The organism is Steroidobacter cummioxidans, from assembly GCF_003104955.1.
Genome location: NZ_LSRW01000004.1, coordinates 213,134 through 232,221 on the forward strand (window position 1 = coordinate 213,134; position 19,088 = coordinate 232,221).

The 19,088-nt window shown below is 63.3% G+C and carries 17 protein-coding genes; 12 read left to right on the forward strand and 5 right to left on the reverse strand.

Annotated features, from left to right (window positions below):
* Positions 1 to 68: 68 nt before the first annotated feature.
* From D0550_RS03345 to D0550_RS03355, 3 genes are read left to right on the forward strand one after another with little or no spacing between them, the layout of a single operon-like run.
* The gene (locus tag D0550_RS03345; protein WP_116807673.1) at positions 69 to 614 is read left to right on the forward strand and encodes a DUF4390 domain-containing protein; all 546 of its coding nucleotides are present in this window, start codon (positions 69 to 71) and stop codon (positions 612 to 614) included.
* Complete coding sequence (locus tag D0550_RS03350) at positions 596 to 2,827, forward strand: sensor histidine kinase (protein ID WP_116807674.1); 2,232 nt, start codon at positions 596 to 598, stop codon at positions 2,825 to 2,827. Before D0550_RS03345 ends, D0550_RS03350 begins: the two co-directional genes overlap by 19 nt.
* A complete protein-coding gene (locus D0550_RS03355; RefSeq protein ID WP_116807675.1) occupies positions 2,824 to 4,185 on the forward strand; it encodes a sigma-54-dependent transcriptional regulator in 1,362 nt (453 codons plus the stop codon). Before D0550_RS03350 ends, D0550_RS03355 begins: the two co-directional genes overlap by 4 nt.
* A gap of 18 nt (positions 4,186 to 4,203) precedes the next feature.
* On the opposite strand, the gene D0550_RS03360 is transcribed toward D0550_RS03355, so the two are convergent.
* The 4 genes from D0550_RS03360 to D0550_RS03375 all read right to left on the reverse strand — a co-directional run bounded on the left by D0550_RS03360 (position 4,204) and on the right by D0550_RS03375 (position 9,770).
* Positions 4,204 to 4,779 carry an SPOR domain-containing protein gene (locus D0550_RS03360; RefSeq protein ID WP_116807676.1) on the reverse strand — a complete coding sequence of 192 codons (576 nt, stop codon included), beginning with the start codon at positions 4,777 to 4,779 and terminating at the stop codon, positions 4,204 to 4,206.
* Positions 4,780 to 4,851: 72 nt separating this feature from the next.
* The gene (gene argS / locus D0550_RS03365; RefSeq protein ID WP_174842468.1) at positions 4,852 to 6,579 is read right to left on the reverse strand and encodes an arginine--tRNA ligase; all 1,728 of its coding nucleotides are present in this window, start codon (positions 6,577 to 6,579) and stop codon (positions 4,852 to 4,854) included.
* Between the two features lie 27 nt (positions 6,580 to 6,606).
* On the reverse strand, positions 6,607 to 8,856 hold the full coding sequence (locus D0550_RS03370; RefSeq protein WP_206606066.1) for a primosomal protein N': 2,250 nt from the start codon (positions 8,854 to 8,856) through the stop codon (positions 6,607 to 6,609).
* Positions 8,857 to 9,080: 224 nt separating this feature from the next.
* Entirely contained in the window at positions 9,081 to 9,770 is a 690-nt protein-coding gene (locus D0550_RS03375) for a 4'-phosphopantetheinyl transferase family protein (RefSeq protein ID WP_161965614.1), read from the reverse strand.
* A 25-nt stretch (positions 9,771 to 9,795) separates the two neighbouring features.
* On the opposite strand from D0550_RS03375, the gene D0550_RS03380 reads away from it, so the two are divergent.
* The 9 genes from D0550_RS03380 to D0550_RS03420 all read left to right on the forward strand — a co-directional run bounded on the left by D0550_RS03380 (position 9,796) and on the right by D0550_RS03420 (position 18,080).
* Positions 9,796 to 10,635, forward strand: coding sequence for a lysophospholipid acyltransferase family protein (locus tag D0550_RS03380; protein ID WP_116807679.1), 840 nt, complete (start codon positions 9,796 to 9,798; stop codon positions 10,633 to 10,635).
* 169 nt (positions 10,636 to 10,804) lie between these two features.
* On the forward strand, positions 10,805 to 11,056 hold the full coding sequence (locus D0550_RS03385; RefSeq protein ID WP_116807680.1) for an acyl carrier protein: 252 nt from the start codon (positions 10,805 to 10,807) through the stop codon (positions 11,054 to 11,056).
* A gap of 27 nt (positions 11,057 to 11,083) precedes the next feature.
* Positions 11,084 to 11,884, forward strand: a complete 801-nt coding sequence (locus tag D0550_RS03390) for a glycosyltransferase family 2 protein (RefSeq protein ID WP_116807681.1) — start codon at positions 11,084 to 11,086, stop codon at positions 11,882 to 11,884.
* A 17-nt stretch (positions 11,885 to 11,901) separates the two neighbouring features.
* Positions 11,902 to 12,348 carry an acyl-CoA thioesterase gene (locus D0550_RS03395; protein WP_116807682.1) on the forward strand — a complete coding sequence of 149 codons (447 nt, stop codon included), beginning with the start codon at positions 11,902 to 11,904 and terminating at the stop codon, positions 12,346 to 12,348.
* Positions 12,335 to 13,558: an NAD(P)/FAD-dependent oxidoreductase gene (locus D0550_RS03400; protein ID WP_116807683.1), complete on the forward strand. Its 1,224-nt coding sequence runs from the start codon at positions 12,335 to 12,337 to the stop codon at positions 13,556 to 13,558. Before D0550_RS03395 ends, D0550_RS03400 begins: the two co-directional genes overlap by 14 nt.
* The gene (locus D0550_RS03405; protein ID WP_116807684.1) at positions 13,555 to 14,793 is read left to right on the forward strand and encodes an NAD(P)/FAD-dependent oxidoreductase; all 1,239 of its coding nucleotides are present in this window, start codon (positions 13,555 to 13,557) and stop codon (positions 14,791 to 14,793) included. Before D0550_RS03400 ends, D0550_RS03405 begins: the two co-directional genes overlap by 4 nt.
* Positions 14,790 to 15,518, forward strand: a complete 729-nt coding sequence (fabG, locus tag D0550_RS03410; RefSeq protein WP_116807685.1) for a 3-oxoacyl-ACP reductase FabG — start codon at positions 14,790 to 14,792, stop codon at positions 15,516 to 15,518. The genes D0550_RS03405 and fabG overlap by 4 nt, the downstream gene beginning before the upstream one ends.
* The gene (locus D0550_RS03415) at positions 15,518 to 16,741 is read left to right on the forward strand and encodes a beta-ketoacyl-ACP synthase (RefSeq protein ID WP_116807686.1); all 1,224 of its coding nucleotides are present in this window, start codon (positions 15,518 to 15,520) and stop codon (positions 16,739 to 16,741) included. The genes fabG and D0550_RS03415 overlap by 1 nt, the downstream gene beginning before the upstream one ends.
* A gap of 10 nt (positions 16,742 to 16,751) precedes the next feature.
* Complete coding sequence (locus D0550_RS03420; protein ID WP_116807687.1) at positions 16,752 to 18,080, forward strand: AMP-binding protein; 1,329 nt, start codon at positions 16,752 to 16,754, stop codon at positions 18,078 to 18,080.
* On the opposite strand, the gene D0550_RS03425 is transcribed toward D0550_RS03420, so the two are convergent.
* Positions 18,066 to 19,070: a chorismate transformation FkbO/Hyg5 family protein gene (locus tag D0550_RS03425; RefSeq protein WP_116807688.1), complete on the reverse strand. Its 1,005-nt coding sequence runs from the start codon at positions 19,068 to 19,070 to the stop codon at positions 18,066 to 18,068. The two genes, D0550_RS03420 and D0550_RS03425, sit on opposite strands and share 15 nt — an antisense overlap.
* Between the last annotated feature and the right edge of the window lie 18 nt (positions 19,071 to 19,088).

Consider the following 19,088-nt stretch of genomic DNA (forward strand, 5'->3'; position numbering starts at 1 on the left):
CAACCTGGCGCGATGTGCTCTGCCCCGGTGCGTCGGACGCGATCGTCCGACGCGCTGTGGCGTGGCTCATGGCGTGGCTGGTGGCGCTCGGCTGCCTGCTCGGGCCGGCGGCCTCGGCCCAGAGCACCCGGTTTGAAGTCCGCTCCGCTTATGTCGAACCGGCCGACCGCGTCTTCGAGCTGAACGCCACACTCAACTTCGACTTGCCCGAGGGTGCCCGAGCCGCGATCCGCGAAGGGGTGCCGATGACCCTGCACCTGGAGATCGTCGTCAAACGCCAGCGCAATTACTGGCTGGACGAGACGGTCGCGACCCTGGATCAGGGCTACGAGCTGGCGTACCGCGCGCTCAGCGAGCGTTATCAGGTGCGCAATTTGAATAGCGGCGAACAAGCGTCTTATGCGACGCTGGACGCTGCGCTCGATGCCCTGCGCGTGATCAGTCGCCTGCCCATCCTGGACCAGGCGCTGGTGTCGCCGAACCGGCGACACGAAATCAGCGTGCGCGGTAGTCTCGATGTGCGCACGATGCCGGACGCCTTGCGCTTCGTGCTGTTCTGGTCGGCCGACTGGCGGCAGCGCAGCGAGTGGTACACATGGTCGCCGCAACTCTGAAACGCACGCTGGTCTCGATCCTGGTGCTCATCGGATCGGGGCTGTGGGTGGCTGCGTTGCTCATCATGGCGCAGACCGTGCAACAGTCGGCGCACTTCAGCGATCTGCATCCCTTCATCGTCGGCGTCAACGTCGCGGGCCTGCTGGTCCTGCTGATTCTCATCGGCGGCCGCCTCGCGCAACTCGTGCGCGACTGGCGCAAACGAGTGGTCGGCTCGCGCCTCGAAGCGCGCATGGTATGGATGTCGGCGACGCTCGCGATGGCGCCGCTGCTGCTCGTCTTCTATTTCTCGGTGGTGTTTCTCAACCGCGGCATCGACAGCTGGTTCCATGTCGAGATTCGCCAGGGTTTGGAAGATGCATTGACGCTGTCACGCGCCGCGCTCGATCTGCGCATGCGTGAATATCTGGAGCGCACGCGCACGGTCGCCGCGCGCATTGCTCCTGTGCGTGCCGGTGCGTACCAAACGCTCGATGAGTTGCGCCGGGAGAATGAAGCGCTCGAGCTCACACTGCTAGCATCGAACAGCCGCATTCTCGCGACCAGCTCCGATCGTCTGAGCGACATCGTGCCCGCGCCATTGAGCGATGAGATGACGATGCAAGTTCGGCAGGGTCGCGATTACGTTGCACTCGATCCTGCTGCGGGCGGCGGTTATCTGGTGCGCACAGCGGTGCGTGTGCCGCAGGTGCTGCCGGGTGACGAGACCCGCGTCCTGCAGGCCATCTATCCCATCGAGCGACGTCTCGGCGAGCTGGCGGATACAGTCGAATCTTCCTACCAGCGCTACGGCGAGAAAGCGCGCTTGCGCGAGCCGTTGAAAACCAGCTTTACGCTGACGCTAACGTTGGTGCTGTTGTTGTCTCTGTTCGGCGCGCTGTATGGCGCGTTCTGGGCTGCGCGGCGCCTGGTGCGCCCAATTCAGGACTTGGTCGCCGGTACGCGCGCCGTCGCGAAGGGCGACTTCGATCTGCGTTTGCCACTGACCTCGCACGACGAGATGGGCATCCTCGTGCACTCGTTCAATGACATGACCAAGCGACTCGCGAGGTCGCGCGAAGAGACACGTCGTGTTCAACAGGCGGTGGAAGCCGAGCGAGCCAATCTCGCGGTCATTCTGGCGCGACTGTCTACGGGCGTGATTTCACTCGAACCCGATCGCACCATTCGCACTGCGAATCAGGCGGCAAGCTCGATTCTCGGCGTCGATGTGGCAACACTTATCGGCAAGCCGCTGTCGGAGACCGGCAGCGATAGCGCCCTGTTCGAACAGTTCCAGTCCACGTGTACCGCGCACCTGGCCGCGGGTATCAGTGAGTGGCGCGAGCAGCTGGTGCTGCAAGCCGATTCGATCCGGCGCATTTTGATGTGCGCCTGTACCACGCTGTCCGGCGAGGATCAGACGCCCGGCGGCTATGTCATCGTGTTCGATGACATCACCGCCCTGTTGCAGGCCCAGCGCGATGCAGCTTGGGGCGAGGTGGCACGGCGTCTGGCGCATGAGATCAAGAATCCGCTGACGCCCATCCAGCTGTCCGCGGAACGGCTGCGCCACAAGCTGCTCGGGCATATCGATGCGACCCAGAGCCAAGTGCTGGACCGCGCCACGCACACCATCGTGCAGCAGGTGGAGGCCATGAAAGAGATGGTCAACGCCTTCAGCGAATACGCGCGCGCGCCGCAGATGGATGTGTCACGCTTCGACCTGAACCAGCTCATCAGCGAAGTGGCGGAGCTGTACCGGGCGCCGGGCCGGCCGAGCCCGACCCTGCAGCTGCAGAAGGGGCTGCCGGAGATCGAAGCCGACCGTGGCCGTATGCGGCAAATCATCCATAATCTGCTCGCCAATGCCTGGGAAGCTCTGGAAGGAGTGCCGAATCCGTCAGTACGCGTCGTGACGCGGTTGATCGAGAGGGGCAGCGGGGCGACGGCCGCCCGCGCGGCGGAGATTGTCGTCGAGGACAATGGACCGGGCTTCCGGCCGGACGTGATCGGCCAGGTGTTCGATCCTTATGTAACGACCAAACCGAAAGGCACGGGCCTGGGACTCGCGATCGTGAAAAAAATAGTCGAAGAGCACGGCGGGGCCATTGCGGCCGACAATGTACGCACAGGGGGTGCTCGGGTGTGTATCGAGTTGCCGTTGACTGCGGTCCGCGGCGGCGGTCCGATTCGCGAACGGCGCAGCGGACCTAGGAGGGAGCGGGCATGAGTGCAGCGCGCATACTAGTGGTCGATGACGAAAGCGAGATCCGCGGGCTTCTGAAGGAGATCCTGGCGGACGAAGGTTACGAGGTGGACGTTGCCGCGGATGCCGCGGAGGCGCGTTCCGCCCGTGCACAACACGATCCCGACCTGGTGCTGCTCGATATATGGATGCCGGATACCGACGGCATCACTCTGCTGCGTGAGTGGGTGCAGCCGAATGGTACTTCTTGCCCGGTCGTCATGATGTCGGGCCACGGCACCGTCGAGACCGCGGTCGAAGCGACGCGTCTGGGGGCATTCGATTTCGTCGAGAAGCCGCTGTCCCTCGCCAAGCTGCTGCGCACGGTGGAGCGCGCGCTGGATTCCGGCCGTAACAAACGTCAGTCGGGGCGCTCGCTGGTGCCGCCGCTGCTGGCGCCCGTCGGCAAGAGCCGAGCGATGGCCGCGCTTCGTGAGCAAGTTCAGCAGGTGGCGCCGCACGAGACGCCGGTGCTCATCGTCGGTGAGCCGGGCAGCGGGCGCGAGGCGTTCGCGCGTTACATACATTCGCTGAGCCCCCGCGCGGCGGGACCGTTCGTGCAACTCGTCGCCACGGGCGTGAGCGATGAAGGCGCGGCTGCGGCGCTGTTTGGTACCGAAGACGCGAACGGCAATCACGCGGGTGTGTTCGAGCAGGCAGCCGGTGGTGTGCTGTTCATCAATGGCGTCGAAGATTTGCCGCCGAAGGCGCAGGGCTTGTTGGTCGCGGCGTTGGAGACGAAGACATTCACGCGAGTGGGTGGCGCGACGCCGGTCGGTACAAACATCCGGATCATTGGTTCCGCGACGTCAAGGTTCCTCAATGCCGAGGGAACGGGCGTGCGGTTGGAACTGCTGTCGCGGTTGAACGTGATCACGTTGAACGTGCCGCCGCTGCGTGACTACGCGCAGGATGTGCCGGATCTGCTGCGTCATTACGTCGATCGTTTGGTGGACGAGCAGCACTTGCCGTTCCGTCGGTTTGGCGTGGCCGCGCAGAATCGTCTGCGGAATTACCCCTGGCCGGGGAATGTTCGCGAGCTGCGGAACCTGGTGCAGCGGCTGTTGATCCTCGGGGGCGAGGAAGAGATTCGCCTGGACGAGATCGAGCGTGAGTTGGCGGCGCATGCGCCGACGAATGAGCCGCTCGTGAAACAGGATTTGTTAGCGCTGCCGCTGCGCGAGGCGCGCGAGCATTTCGAGCGGGCTTATCTGCAGCAGCAGTTGATCCTTTGCAACGGCAAGGTGGGTCAGCTTGCCAAGCGCGTCGGGATGGAGCGCACTCATCTCTATCGCAAGCTACGCTCGCTGGGCGTCGATTTCAGGCAACTCGCTGAAGATTGAGGCAGTTGCGCGCGTCGGCTAGTCGCCGACGCGGATGACCAGAGCGTCGATTTGCGCCTGTCGCAGCTTGCTGCGAGTGTCTTCGAGCCTCTGTAGATTCGTGATGGGGCCGACGCGCACGCGGTGCCAGGTGTCCTTATCGATGGTCACCTTCTGAATCTTCGACTCCACGCCTTGCATAGCGATCATCGCGCGCACGCGATCCGCATCCTTGAAGTTACGGAACGAGCCCGCTTGCAGGATGTAAGCGCCCGGCTTCTGCACCGGGCCCGCGACCACGGCTGGCGCCGCGCCACCGCGAGCGTCCTGCTCGGGGATCACGACTTCGTATTTCGGCAGCATTTCGTAGAAGTCGAATTGCGTCTCCGCCTCTTCCTGTGACGCAGGCGCAGGCTTGGTCTGAGCCTTACCTTCGTCGCGGGTCATGGGCGCCGCGGTTTGCTGGGCGGCGAGGCGTGCTTCCGTGCGGCGATCGAACAGATAGACGCCGAGTGCGACAGCGAGGCCGAGAGCCAAACCGCAGACGAAGCCGGCCATGCCGGACAGTCCGGACGAGCCACTGCGGCGCTTGGAATGTTTGTAGTCCTTTGCCATGAAGCAGACGGTGGAATCAGCTAAAGACGCGAGTAGGAAACGAAAGTCAGCCGCGGATTGTGCGCTGGCGCATCATTCCTCACCAGCTGTCGCGACTTTCTTCGATTCCATCTTCTCCGGCGCGGACACGCCGAGCAGTTTCAGGCCGTTTTCCAGCACCTGGCGGGTGGCCGCGACCAGGTTCAGACGGGCGTTGCGCAGCTTCACATCATCGATGATGAATTTGTGCGCGTTGTAGTAAGTGTGGAAGTCGCCCGCCAGTTCACGCAGGTAATGCGCGAGCTGATGCGGCTCGAGATCGTGCGTGGCGTTCTCCAGCAGCTCGGGATAGTAGGTGAGTCGGCGGATCAAAGCCTTCTCGTGCGGTTCCGTGAGCAGATCGACGTTGGTCTCGCCAATGTCACGTTCGTGCGTCAGTCCTTTTTCGTTCAGCTGACGGAAGACACTGCACACTCGCGCGTGCGCGTACTGCACGTAGTACACGGGATTCTCTTCGCCTTCGGCCAGCGCCAGATCGATGTCGAAGACGAATTCGGAATCGGCCTTGCGCGACACGAGGAAGAAGCGGACGGCATCGCGGCCCACCCACTCGATCAGATCGCGCACCGTCACGTAGGAGCCCGCGCGCTTGGAAATCTTCACTTCCTCGCCGCCGCGCATGACCTTCACCATCTTGTGAAGCACGTAATCGGGATAGCCCTTCGGGATGCCGATATTCAGTGCCTGCAGACCCGCGCGCACGCGAGCGATGGTGCCGTGATGATCGGTGCCCTGCACGTTAATGGCCTGGCAAAACCCACGCTGCCACTTGGTGACGTGATACGCGACGTCGGGGACGAAGTACGTATATGTGCCGTCGGACTTGCGCATCACGCGGTCCTTGTCATCGCCGAAGTCCGTGGTCTTCAGCCACAGCGCGTTGTCTTTCTCGTAGGTGTGGCCGCTCGCGACCAGGCTTTGCACGGTCGTGTCGACCTTGCCGTCGCTGTACAGGCTCGACTCCAGGTAATAGGTATCGAAGCGCACACCGAACTTCTGCAGATCGGTGTCCTGCTCATGCCTCAGGCAAGTGACCGCGAAGCGGCGGATCGCGTCGAGATCCTCGATTTTGCCGCTGGCGCGGATCGGCTCGCCGTCGAAGGCGTGCACGGTCTTGCGCGCGAGGAAGTCATTGGCGATGTCCTGGATGTACTCGCCTGCGTACCAGCCGTCCTGCCATTCCGGATCGCCTGGTTTGTGACCGCGGGCGCGAGCCTGCACGGACAGCGCAAGGTTTTGAATCTGTACGCCGGCGTCGTTGTAGTAGAACTCACGGCTGACCGGATGACCCTGCGATTGCAGCAGCGCTGCGAGCGCATCGCCAAGCGCGGCTTGCCGCCCGTGTCCGACGTGCAGCGGCCCGGTGGGATTTGCCGACACGAATTCCACGACGACGCTCTGGCCGGCGCCGCGCTTGTTGTAACCATAGGCCACGCCGAGATCGAAAATCCGCGACAGTTCCTGCTGATACGCCTGCGGCGAGAAATGGAAATTGATGAAGCCAGGGCCGGCGATATCGATCTTGGTGATCAATTCGCTCGCGGGAATGCAGTCGACAATGGCCTGCGCCAGCTGCCGCGGGTTCTTGCGCGCGGGTTTGGCCAGTTGCAACGCAATGTTTGTCGCGAAATCGCCGTGCGCAGCATCGCGTGTGCGCTCGACTTCCACGGTGGGATGCACATCCGCGGGGACAATGTCAGGAGGCAGACAGGCCAGGGCGGCCTGCACGAGGCGTTCGATCTGGTACTTCACAAAGAGCAGGAGAGAGTGATGTTCATGACAGTGTACTCAACTCAACTCGGCCGCATCCACATCGATCGACCACCGGACGCGGCGCGCCTCCGGCAGCATGGAAAGGAGCGGCAGCCAGCCGCTTAGAAACTTCTGCAAGGGCGAGTGGCTGGGGGCGCGTAACAACAATTGAGCGCGAAAACGGCCGGCACGGCGCTCCATCGGCGCAGGCGCGGGACCGAGCAGCTGTACCCCTCGAACCGGGAAGTCGACGGCCAGGTCGTGTGCGTCTTGCAGGAATCTCAGCGGCGCCTCCTGATCGGTCGCTTCCGCGCGCAATAGCGCGATACGGGCAAAGGGCGGCCAGCCGCCTTGTTCACGTTCCGTCAATGCGCCGTCGGCAAAAGCCGCGTAGCCGCCTGTTAGCAGCAATGTAAGCAGCGGATGCTCGGGATATTCCGTCTGAATCAGCACCTCGCCGGGTCGATCGGCGCGGCCCGCGCGGCCGGCCACCTGCACGATGGTTTGGGCGAGGCGTTCCGGCGCGCGAAAGTCCGTGCTGAAAAGCCCCTGGTCGGCGTTCAGTACTACCACCAGTGTGACCTGTGGGAAATCGTGGCCTTTGGTCAGCATTTGGGTGCCAACCAGGATCCGGACTTCGCCGCGGTTCACTCGGGCCAGCGTCTCTTCCAACTCGCCCTTGCGCCGCATGCTGTCGCGATCGATGCGCGCCATCGGCGCACCAGGAAACAATTGCTGAAGCGCTTCCTCGATTCGTTCCGTGCCCTGGCCCACGGGTTTTACGTCGGCAAAGCAGGTCGGACATTCGTTCGGCAGGTTTTCCTGAGAGCCGCAGTGGTGACAGATGAGATCGCGGCCGCGCGCGTGGACGGTCAGATGAGCGTCACAGCGGCGGCAGTGGGCGGACCATCCGCAGTTCGGGCAGAACAGCACCGGCGCATAACCGCGGCGGTTGATGAAGAGCATGACCTGACCGCCTGCATCCAGATGTCGACGGATTGTCATCACCGTCGGCGTGGCGATGCCCTGTGTCGCGCCACACTTGCGCAGATCGATCAAAGCGAGCTGCGGCGGGCGCGCGCTGCCGGCGCGATGAGGAAGGTGGGAGAGCGTTTCCGGTTGTTTGCGAGCGCGCGCCAATGTTTCCAGCGAGGGAGTCGCCGAGCCGAGCACGACTGGGATGCCTAGCCTCTGTGCGCGCACGAGTGAGAGGTCGCGCGCCGAGTAGCGGAAGCCGTCCTGCTGTTTGAACGAGCCGTCGTGCTCTTCGTCGATGATGATCAGCCCGGGATGTGGCAGCGGCGTGAAGATGGCCGAGCGTGTGCCAATGATGATGCGAGCCGTGCCTTCGCGCGCGTCCCGCCATGCCGCCAGGCGCTCCGTGTCGTTCAAACCCGAGTGCAGGACTGCGAGAGGCGCATCGAAGCGCCCACGGAAGCGCGAGATCAACTGCGGCGTCAGTGCGATCTCGGGCACGAGCACCAGCACTTGCTGGCCACGCGCGAGCACAGCCGCGATTACGTGCAAATACACCTCGGTCTTGCCGCTTCCAGTCACGCCGTAAAGCAGGTGAGAGGCAAAGGTGCCTAGCGTGTTCTGAATTCGTTCGACCGCGGCGGACTGGGCTTCGTTGAGCGGCGGCCCTGCACGGACGATCGAGACGGTCGGCACTGTCTGCGGCTGCTCGCGGACAAATTGCTCGACGAACCCGCGCTCTTCCAGATTCCTCAGTGCAGAGGACGGGCTTTCGGTCGCGCTCAGAACCTCGGAGGCGGGCGCTTGCTCATGCTTGGTGAGGTACTCGGCGATGGCGCGCAGGCGAATGGATCGCGCGGGCAGCTTCGCTAGAGCCTGCTCGCGTCCGAGCTCGGTGAGTCGCCAGACGAGCTTCTCTTCGCGCACCGGCGCGCCACCTCTCAGCAGCACCGGCATGGCTGAGGTGAGCACCTCGCCTACGGGATGGCGGTAGTACTCCGCGGCCCAGGTCAGCAACGACAACACATCGGAATCGAACGTCGGCTCGCTGTCGATAACTTCGAAGGCTGCGCGCAGTTTGTCTGGCGGAACTTCGGTTTGGTCCCTGCCCTCGACAACCACGCCGACGACGCGACGACGACCGAACGGCACCCAGACGCGAGAGCCTGCGCCGGCTGCAGCGTCAGCGGGCGCACGATAGTCGAACACCTGTCGCAGCGGAGTGTCGATCGCGACCGCCAGATACGGGGTCCGGTCTATGCACAAATCCTGTGGACAACTCTGTGAATAGTTTGGGGTGAAGCGACTCAAGTGCTCAATCCACGGACCAGTTTTGCCTGTGCTCAATTTTTAGACGCAGTTCACAGTGGACCTGCTACACGGTCTGCGCACCCGGCGCGATGCGCGCTGGATATCTGGGTATCGTACAGGACCCGATGCGGCAGCTGACTTGCTGGAGGATGGGCGGCACCAGCTGGCGCAAAAGCGCCTGAATGGATTCAAATCGCCACAGATCCAAGCAATTTCAGGCTGGTTCAGCGCAAAGCAGCCACGACCGGCCAGTCGCCCGGTTGTTGCGGCGGCCACTCCCGCAGCTCCAACGCCGCAGCCGTGCTGTCGCCAATCCAGGCCACAGCCAGGAAGAGGTCGGGTCGCGGCTGAAAAACCGCCGCCCCCCAAGGCGAACTCGCTGGCACGCGTCCGTGCCACACCTCGCCATCCTTCCAGAACACGCATTGACGAAGCGCCTCGACCAGCTCGAGCTGCAAGGCCTTCGCGAAGGATTCCTTCAGCGTCCACAGCGTGTAGAACAGCGCCTGGCGAGATTCAGGAGCCGCGGACTTGAGCGCGCGCACCTCGTCTTCGTGGAAGCCAAATCTCGCGAGTTTGAGCACGTCGCGAGGTCGATTGATTTCCAGATCCACGCCGATCTGCCAGCCATCGGGTCCGGTGAACAGCGCCGCGTGCTCGGAACTGTGGCTGAGGCTGTGCGCAGTTGCGCCGACGTTGGCGGCCGCGAGTAAAGCCCTACTGACTTCGAAATCCGCGCGACGGCGTGAGCTGCGATAGTCGTTCAGCCGAGCGCGGTCGTCTGTGGACAACTTCGACGGATCGAACTGCTCGCGTGCGATTGGAAAGGCCAGCCACAGCGTCAGACGAGTGTCCGCCGATTGGCCATTCGGGCTGAATGGCGTCGCCGCTAACGCATGTGGGTTGCCGTGCATGACAACGGCATCATAATTCCTCCCCATGAACGCCGAACCGCAACTCGCCAACGAAGCCACCGACAGCGCCAGCCGCTGTGGTGACTCTCGCCGTCGGGACTATTGGTACTGGCGGCTGTTCATGACTGGATTCAGCTTTTCCCTGTTCGGCGTGGGCGCGCTGGTCGTCGGCGCCGTCCTGCTACCCATCGTCAAGCTCATTCCGGCCTCGCGCGACACCAAGCGCCGTCGGGCGCGTGCGGTGATGAGCGCGGGGTTGAGGTTGTTCATCGGCGTGATGCATCGGAGTGGAGCGCTCACCTACGAATTCCACGGCCGTGAGCGCCTGGGTCGTTATGGGCAGATGATCGTGGCGAATCATCCAACGCTCATCGACGTGGTCTTTTTGCTGGCATTCATTCCCACGGCGAGTTGCGTGGTCAAGCAGGGCTTGTGGCGGAACCCATTGACGCGCTGGGCAGTAACGCTGGTCGAGTTCATTCCCAACGACCAGACCGCGAGCATGATCGAAGGCGCGGCCACGGCCTTGCGGGAGCGGCAGTCGCTGATCTTTTTTCCTGAAGGGACGCGCACACGCCCGAACCAGCCCATGGTGTTCCACCGCGGAGCGGCCAACGTGGCCTTGCGGGCCGCGACCGAGCTCACGCCCGTGTACATCTCCTGTGAGCCCACCACCCTGGCCAAATCCGAGCCCTGGTACCGGATTCCCGCCCGGCGCCCGCATTTCAGCCTGGTCGTTGGCGAGGACTTGGACTTAAGTCCCTACCGCAATACGCCGTTACCGCTAGCATCACGGGCGTTGAACGAGGCCATGCATCGGCACTTTCAGCAGGCATTGGCGGCGCGTGGCGCTCAAACGGCGTAAGCCCCTCCGACAGCCGGCGTGGCTGTACGGTGTGGGCGCCCCGAATTAAACTGCGCGCCAAGTTCGTGGACCGGTGCAGCGCGCGCAGACGTGCTAACTCCTGGCGGTAGTCGCCAAGCGGTCTCGAGACGCCGAGTCACCTGGCCACCGATCCCCAATAGAGCAGTTCATGCAGTCGCAAGATGAAATCCTCGAACGCATCCGCCTGACGCTGATCGAGCTGTTCGAGCTCGAGCCGGCGCGAATCACGCCGGAAGCGCGTCTGTACGAGGACCTGGAGATCGACAGCATCGACGTGGTCGACCTGATGGATGAAGTGCAGAAGCACACCGGCCGCAAGGTCACACCTGAGGACTTCCGTTCCGTGCGCACGGTCCAGGATCTGGCGACAGTCGTGCAGCGATTGTTGCATGCCGCCTGACGCGCGCCACGGTTGAGATCGACAGTCATGCTTCCGGCCAAGCCCAACGCCAAATTCGCTGTGTGCGTGGTCGTGCCCGTCTACAACCACGAGCACGCGATCGGCACCGTGGTGGAGAGCCTGCGCGCGCAGGGACTGCCCGTGATTCTGGTCGACGATGGCTGCAGCCCCTCGTGCGCGAAGGTGCTGGATCGCCTCAGCGAGCTGCCCGAAGTCACGCTGATTCGTCACGAGGTCAATCGCGGCAAAGGCGTGGCCGTCATCACCGGCTTCCGAGGCGCGGCCAAGCTCGGTTTTACCCACGCGATTCAGGTCGATGCCGACGGTCAGCACACGTTGACCGACGCGCGCCGCTTCGTCGAAGCCGCGCGCGAGACGCCCGACGCGGTGATCTGCGGCCGCCCCGTGTTCGACGCCAGCATTCCTAAGGCGCGCTACTACGGGCGTTATCTCACGCACGCCATGGTGTGGCTGGAGACGCTCTCGTTCGACATCATCGATTCGATGTGCGGCTTCCGCCTGTATCCGCTCAAGACCACGCTCGAGCTGGCCGACCAGCAGCACATCGGCCCGCGCATGGATTTCGATTCGGAAATCATCGTCCGGCTGCATTGGCGCCAGGTGCCGATGCGCTGGCTGGAAACGCGCGTGTCCTATCCCATCGACGGCGTGTCGCACTTCCGCATGTTCCTGGACAACGTGCGCATGACCACCCTGCACATTCGGCTGACCTTGGGCATGTTGATCCGCCTGCCGGTCCTGCTGTGGCGAAAGATCGTGCGAACCAAGCCCGCGGCCGACGTGCAGGAGCGCGATGCGAATGCTTGACGCGCATGCGCCCTGAAATGCGAAAAGAGGGCGCGCTCAGCGCGAGCATCGAGGCGATCGTGGCCTTCCACGACATCGACATCATCGGTGTCATGTGGCACGGCCATTACATGAAGTATCTGGAAACCGCTCGCTGGGCTTTGATGGATCGGCTCGACTTCGGTTACGACACCATGGTCGAGTCCGGCTATGCGTGGCCCATCGTGGAAATGCATGTGAAATATCTGCATGCCGCGCGCATGGGCGATCGCTTGACTGTGCGTGCCTCGCTGATCGAGTGGGAAAACCGCATCACGATGAACTATCTGGTGACGCGCAGCGCCGATCAGGAGCGCCTGGCGCGAGGCAAGAGCGTGCAGGTCGCCGTGGACGCCAAAACCCATGCTTTGCAATTCGTGACGCCCGAGCCGTTGCTGGCGCGCGTGCGTCAGGCGTTGATGAGGAACGACCTTGGAACAGCGTGACGTCATCGTCGTCGGTGCCGGGCCGTCCGGCGCCATCAGCTCGGCATTGTTGAAGCGGCAGGGCTGGAACGTGCTGGTGCTGGAAGGGCAGCGCTTTCCGCGCTTTTCCATCGGCGAGAGTCTGCTGACGCATTGCCTGGATTTCGTCGCAGAGGCGGGCATGCTGCCGGCCATAGAGCGCGCCGGCTTTCAATTCAAGAATGGCGCGGCGTTCGTGCGTGGCGATGAGTACGGTGAGTTCGACTTCGGTGACAAATTCACGCCGGGTCGCAACTCCACCTTTCAGGTGCAGCGCGCAGTATTCGACAAGGTGCTGGCCGACGAAGCGGAGCGCCAAGGCGTCGAGATCCGTTACGAAACTCGTGTGATCGCCGTCGATAACAATGGCGCCAAACCTCGCGTGCGCGCCGTCGATGCGAAGGGGATGGAATACGAAGTAGAAGGTCAGTTTGTGCTCGACGCCAGCGGCTTCGGTCGCGTGTTGCCGAAGCTGCTCAACCTCGAGACGCCGTCGAAGTTTCCGGTGCGCAACGCGGTGTTTACGCATGTGGCCGACGGCGCCGCGCCCGATTCCTTCGATCGCAACAAGATCCAGATCGTCGTTCACCCTCAGTATCGCGACGTATGGTTCTGGTTGATTCCGTTTGCCAATGGTCGGTGCTCGCTGGGCTGTGTGGCCGCCAGGGAATTCTTTGCGAACTATCCGGCGCCGCTGGACGAGCGTCTGAAAAAGCTGGTGAGTGAAGAGCCATTTCTTACCCGCGTGCTCGCGAATGCAACGTGGGATACGCCGGCGCGCGAGCTGTCGGGATACGCGGCGAATGTGAAGTCCATGCACGGCAAAGGTTTCGCGTTGCTGGGCAATGCAGCCGAGTTCCTGGATCCGGTGTTTTCATCGGGTGTCACTATCGCCATGCGCTCGGCCAGCATGGCCGCGGCAGTGCTGAATCGTCAGCTGCGTGGTGAGACGGTCGATTGGACCAACGATTTCGAGATCCCGCTGCGCAAGGGCGTGGACACGTTTCGCGCCTACGTCACAGCGTGGTACGACGGCCGCTTCCAGGACATCATGTTCGCGAAGCATCAGCCAGCCGGTATCCGCGGCATGATCTGCGCAATCCTTGCCGGTTACGCGTGGGATGAGTCCAATCCGTTCGTGGCCGAACCCGAGCGCCGTCTCGACATGGTTGCTAAGCTCTGCGCCGCATGAGTGACAAGACCTTGGAACAGCGTGATGTGATCGTCATTGGCGCGGGCCCCTCGGGCTCGGTCGCGGCTGCGTTGCTCAGACAGCGCGGCTGGGATGTGCTCGTGCTCGAAGGTCAGCGCTTCCCGCGCTTTTCGATTGGCGAAAGCCTGCTGCCCCATTGCATGGATTTCGTTGCGGAAGCGGGCATGCTCGAGGCAGTGGAGAGCGTCGGCTTTCAGTTCAAGAACGGCGCGGCATTCGTGCGCGGCGACGCCTATGGCGATTTTGATTTCAGCCAGAAGTTCGGCGACGGTCGCGACTCGACGTTTCAGGTGGCTCGCGCCACCTTCGACAAGGTGCTGGCGGACGAAGCCGAGAAGCAAGGCGCAGAGATCCGCTACGAGACCCGCGTCACCGCCGTCGATGTCAGCGGCGACAAGCCGCGCGTGCGTGCCGTCGATGTGCAGGGCAAGGAGTACGACGTCGAAGGCAAGTTCCTGCTCGACGCCAGCGGCTTTGCTCGCGTCCTGCCCAAGCTGCTCAATCTCGAGACTCCCTCACCCTTCGCCGTGCGGAATGCGGTGTTCACTCAGGTCGCGGACGGTTCCGCGCCGGACGCATTCGATCGCAACAAGGTGCAGATCATCGTGCATCCTGAGCATCGCGATGTCTGGTACTGGTTGATTCCATTCTCGAATGGCCGTGTGTCGATCGGCTGCGCGGCGACCCCGGAGTTCTTATCCGCGTATCCGGAGCAGCTCGATGAGCGTCTGAAGAAGCTGACGAGCGAGGAGCCGTTCCTCACGCGCGTGCTGGCGAATGCCACTTGGGACACGCCGGTGCGCGGCATGTCGGGTTACTCGGCGAATGTGAAGTCCATGCACGGCAAGGGCTTTGCACTGCTCGGCAACGCGGCGGAATTTCTCGATCCGATTTTCTCGTCCGGAATCACCATCGCGATGCGCTCGTCCAGCATGGCGGTGCGCGTGCTGGATCGTCAGCTGCGGGGCGAGACGGTCGACTGGACCAATGACTTCGAAGTCCCGCTGCGCAAGGGCGTGGACACGTTCCGCGCTTACGTGAAGGCGTGGTACGACGGGCGCTTCCAGGACATCATGTTCGCGCAGAATCAGCCGGCCGGCATCCGCGGCATGATCTGCGCCATTCTCGCCGGCTATGCGTGGGATGAATCCAATCCCTTCGTTGCCGAACCCGAGCGGCGTCTCGACATGGTTGCTAAGCTCTGCGCCGCATGAGCGACACGATTCTCGTCACCGGTTCCAGCCGCGGCATTGGCCGCGCCATCGCGCTTCGCGCAGCGGCGGAGGGCTTCGATGTTGTCGTGCATTGCCGTTCACGTCGCGATGAAGCCGAGGCGGTTGCAGGCGAAATCAGCGCGCTCGGCCGGCAGTCCCGGGTGTTGCAGTTCGATGTTTCCGATCGTTCAGCCTGTACCGAGGCTTTAGCCGCTGATATCAGCGCGCACGGTGCTTACTACGGCGTCGTGTGTAATGCGGGCATTCATTCCGATGCGGCGTTTCCTGCGATGACCGCAGAGCAGTGGGACGGCGTGATTCGAACCAATCTCGACGCCTTCTACAACGTATTGCAGCCCCTGATCATGCCGATGGTGCGTCGGCGCGCGCCGGGCCGCATCGTCACGCTGGCGTCGGTTTCGGGGGTGGTGGGCAATCGTGGCCAGGTGAATTACAGCGCCGCCAAAGCCGGCGTCATCGGCGCGACCAAGGCGTTGGCCGTCGAGCTGGCCAAGCGAAACATCACGGTCAATTGCGTCGCGCCGGGTCTGATCGGCACTGAGATGGTCGACGAGCACGTGCCGATGGAGGAAATCCTCAAAGCGATTCCCGCGCAGCGGGCCGGCACCGCCGAAGAAGTCGCCGCGGCGGTGACGTTTCTTCTGTCGCGGGATGCTTCATACATCACGCGCCAGGTGCTCTCGGTCAACGGAGGGCTGTGCTGATGCGTCGCGTGGTGGTCACCGGCGTCGGTGGGCTGTGCGGGCTCGGTACCAACTGGCCCGAAATCCTTACCGGCTTGCGCGCGCGTCGCAACGCGATCCGCACCATGCACGAGTGGGATCGACACAAGGACATGAACACTCGCCTGGCAGGTCCGATCGAGTTCTCGCCTCCGGCGCACTGGACCCGCAAGCAATTGCGGAGCATGGGACGCGTCTCGCAGCTCGCGGTGCGTGCCGCCGAGCTGGCGATCGCCGATGCCGGATTGACGGGCGCGCCCGTCATCGCCAGTGGCGCAACCGGTGTTGCCTCAGGCTCATCTACCGGCAGCACCGCGGACATCTCGAATTTTGCCGCGATGATCTTGCATGCCGACTCGAGCGGACTGAACGCGAATTCTTACGTGCGCATGATGCCGCACACCACCGCAGCCAACGTTGGCATCTTTTTCGGTGCCAAGGGCCGCATCATTCCGACCTCCAGCGCCTGCACGTCGGGCAGTCAGGGGATCGGCTACGCCTACGAGGCCATCAAGTTCGGTCGCCAGGACGTGATGATCGCGGGCGGCGCCGAAGAGCTGTGTCCCACCGAGGCCATGGCGTTCGATACGTTGTATGCCACGAGCCGGATGAACGATCAGCCGCAGCTGACGCCGCGTCCTTACGACCGCGATCGAGATGGTCTGGTGGTCGGTGAAGGTGGCGCGATGTTGATCCTCGAGGAGCTGGAGCACGCGCAACGGCGCGGTGCCCGCATTCACGCGGAGCTGGTCGGCTTTGGCAGCAACTCCGATGGCGTGCACGTGACGAAGCCGGAAGAGAGCACGATGCGCGTGGTGATGGAACTGGCGCTGCAGGATGCTGGGATTTCGCCCGATGTCGTCGGCTACGTGAACGGTCACGGCACCGCGACGGAGCATGGCGATATCGCCGAAACACGCGCCACGTCCGCGCTGTTCGGCAAGCGCATGCCGCTCAGCTCGCAGAAGAGCTATCTCGGCCACACGCTCGGCGCCTGTGGCGCGCTGGAAGCCTGGTTCAGCATTGAAATGATGAACGCCGGCTGGTTCGCGCCGACGTTGAATCTGGACAACATCGATCCGCGCTGTGGCGAGCTCGAATACGTCACCGGTGAAGGCCGCGCGATCAGCACCGACTACGTGATGAACAACAATTTCGCGTTCGGTGGCGTGAACACCTCGATGGTGTTCAAGCGCTGGAAGTGAGTCGCCGCCCGTGAGTGCTCCCGGGGCGCAGCCGCTGCCGTTGTTCGTCTCGGCCGATGCGCACCGGCCGATCGCCTGGCGTCATGGCGCACCTGTCCTGCTCGCGGAGTTTCGGACACACCTCGCCGCGGTGGTCGCGCGATTGCCGAAACAGTCCGCGCCGGCGGCGATGATCAATCTGTGCGAGGACCGGTACAAATTCCTGGTTGCCTATGCGGCGGCATTGAGCGTCGGGCACACCGTGCTGCTGCCGTCGTCGCGAGCAGATCAAGTCGTCGCCGATGTGGCGAAAGCCAATGCCGGCAGTTATCGCATCGACGACGCAGCAGTCGACGCGGCGCTGGCGCAGCCTTCGAGTGAATCGATCAACGAGCGCATTCCCGCCGACATGACGGTAATGATCGGCTATACCTCGGGCAGCACCGGTCAGCCGAAAACATTTCCCAAGCTGTGGCGGACTGTAGGCGGCAGCAATGCTCGCAACGCTCAGTCGATTCGCGCAGCGATTGCCGATAAAGCAGCCACCGTGTGGGTGCTTGCGACCGTCCCGCCGCAGCACATGTATGGCATGGAGATGAGTGTGTTGTTGCCCCTGGCGGGCGACATGGCCGTGCATGCCGGGCGCCCTTTGTTTCCGGCCGATATCGCGGCCGCTTTGGCCGAGCTGCCGCGGCCGCGTGTGCTCGTCACCACGCCCGTGCACATGCGCGCCATCGTTGGTTCCGACCAGCCGTTCCCGGAAGTCGATGTGATCGTCAGCGCCACCGCGCCTTTGGATCAACCGCTGGCCGCCGCCATGACTGCGAAGCTCGGCGGTGAAATGGTTGAAATGTTTGGATCGACTGAAACTTGTGTATTCGCCAGCCGGCTCACGGCCAAAGAGGAGCAGTGGCGGCTATACGATGGCGTGCGTCTGGAGCCGCGCGAGGATGGCACGCTCGTGCACGCGCCTTGGTTCGTCGAGCCAGTGTTGTTACAGGATATGGTCGAGCTGCAGCCAGGTAACCGCTTCGTAGTGCGCGGACGCAGCTCCGACATGATCGAAGTGGCCGGCAAGCGCGCCTCGCTGACCGATCTCACCAAACGGTTGCTGGCCATCCAGGGCGTCCAGGAAGCGGCGGTGTTTCAGCCGGATCTCGATGCGGTGGGCACGATCCGCCGGGTCGCTGCGCTGGTCGTAGCGCCAAACCTCACGTCCCGCGAGGTGTTGGATCAGCTGGCCAGCGGCGTCGACAGTGCATTTCTGCCGCGGCCGCTGCTGATCGTAGACAAGCTGCCTCGCAACGAGCTCGGCAAGCTGCCGCGAGAGAATCTGCTGAAAGCCCTACGACGCGAGTGAGATCGCCTCGATCTCGAGCAGCAGCTCGCGACGACAAACATCGGCCGCCACGAACAGCACGTCGCTGGTGGGATAAAGCTGGCGCAGACGCTCGGCAATGCGCGCAGTCAGCTCCGGATCGCGCACATACACTTTCAGCAAATCCCCTTGGGCGCCCGCGCGAGGCCGCCGGGGCGCGAACGAGCTGAGATTGCGGACTGTTTCTTCCAGCTGTTCCATCGCATCGTCGTGATGCTGGGAATGATGGCCGACGATGCTCGCCGTGCCTGAAATCAGCAATGTATGGTCCGGCGCAATCAGTGCGCGCGCGAAGACCGGGCTGACCGGCCCGTGCACGCGCGGGTAGTTGAAGGCACTGACCTGTCGCGGATTCTCCAGGGATTGACCGGGCACCTTACCCGCCAGCCAGAACACCTGCAGGATGTGGTTGGGCCGCTGCCGGCCGATTGCTGTCGCCGACGGGTAGCTCTCGGACACTTCACCCAGACCGCGGCCGCGGCCGACGTTGAACTGTCGATAGCGCTCCAGGTCGCCCGAGCCCTCGTTGATCGCATCCATGTAATTCCACATGCGCAGCAGGTGGGGAAACCCCGATTGCTGCTGGAACTGCCGGACGGCGGCATAGGCATGTTCGGCTGTCAGCAGAATTCCGCCATGTTCGCGCTCATCCAGCTCGACCACCGCGAATAGATAATGTCCATCTTGCGCAAAGCGCACCTGGCGGTTGCCGTCATCGGACCATTGACCAGTGTGGACCGGTCCGGTCGCAAACCATAATTCCGCCCCGGGTGTCGCAGCAGCTCCTGGAGCCTGCAGCGGCTCCAGTCCCACATCGATGGTCAGCGCAGCGGGCGGGCTCGTCGCCGCCCCGAAACGGATGGCAGCCAGCACCCTGGCGGGCTGCTCGCCGGCGCGGTCGGACCGGTGATAGGCAACGCGGAGGGCGGCCGGAAGGGACTGGGCTGGCTGCTCGCCGGAACTGCTGCGCATCACGTCGTCGAAATTAGT

Excerpts from the sequence above, each read along its gene's own strand:
- D0550_RS03345 (WP_116807673.1), top strand. The coding sequence starts at position 69 with ATGGCGTGGCTGGTGGCGCTCGGCTGCCTGCTCGGGCCGGCGGCCTCG.
- D0550_RS03350 (WP_116807674.1), top strand. The coding sequence starts at position 596 with ATGGTCGCCGCAACTCTGAAACGCACGCTGGTCTCGATCCTGGTGCTC.
- D0550_RS03355 (WP_116807675.1), top strand. The coding sequence starts at position 2,824 with ATGAGTGCAGCGCGCATACTAGTGGTCGATGACGAAAGCGAGATCCGC.
- D0550_RS03360 (WP_116807676.1), bottom strand. The coding sequence starts at position 4,779 with ATGGCAAAGGACTACAAACATTCCAAGCGCCGCAGTGGCTCGTCCGGA.
- D0550_RS03375 (WP_161965614.1), bottom strand. The coding sequence starts at position 9,770 with ATGCACGGCAACCCACATGCGTTAGCGGCGACGCCATTCAGCCCGAAT.
- D0550_RS03380 (WP_116807679.1), top strand. The coding sequence starts at position 9,796 with ATGAACGCCGAACCGCAACTCGCCAACGAAGCCACCGACAGCGCCAGC.
- D0550_RS03385 (WP_116807680.1), top strand. The coding sequence starts at position 10,805 with ATGCAGTCGCAAGATGAAATCCTCGAACGCATCCGCCTGACGCTGATC.
- D0550_RS03390 (WP_116807681.1), top strand. The coding sequence starts at position 11,084 with ATGCTTCCGGCCAAGCCCAACGCCAAATTCGCTGTGTGCGTGGTCGTG.
- D0550_RS03395 (WP_116807682.1), top strand. The coding sequence starts at position 11,902 with ATGCGAAAAGAGGGCGCGCTCAGCGCGAGCATCGAGGCGATCGTGGCC.
- D0550_RS03405 (WP_116807684.1), top strand. The coding sequence starts at position 13,555 with ATGAGTGACAAGACCTTGGAACAGCGTGATGTGATCGTCATTGGCGCG.
- fabG (WP_116807685.1), top strand. The coding sequence starts at position 14,790 with ATGAGCGACACGATTCTCGTCACCGGTTCCAGCCGCGGCATTGGCCGC.
- D0550_RS03415 (WP_116807686.1), top strand. The coding sequence starts at position 15,518 with ATGCGTCGCGTGGTGGTCACCGGCGTCGGTGGGCTGTGCGGGCTCGGT.
- D0550_RS03425 (WP_116807688.1), bottom strand. The coding sequence starts at position 19,070 with ATGCGCAGCAGTTCCGGCGAGCAGCCAGCCCAGTCCCTTCCGGCCGCC.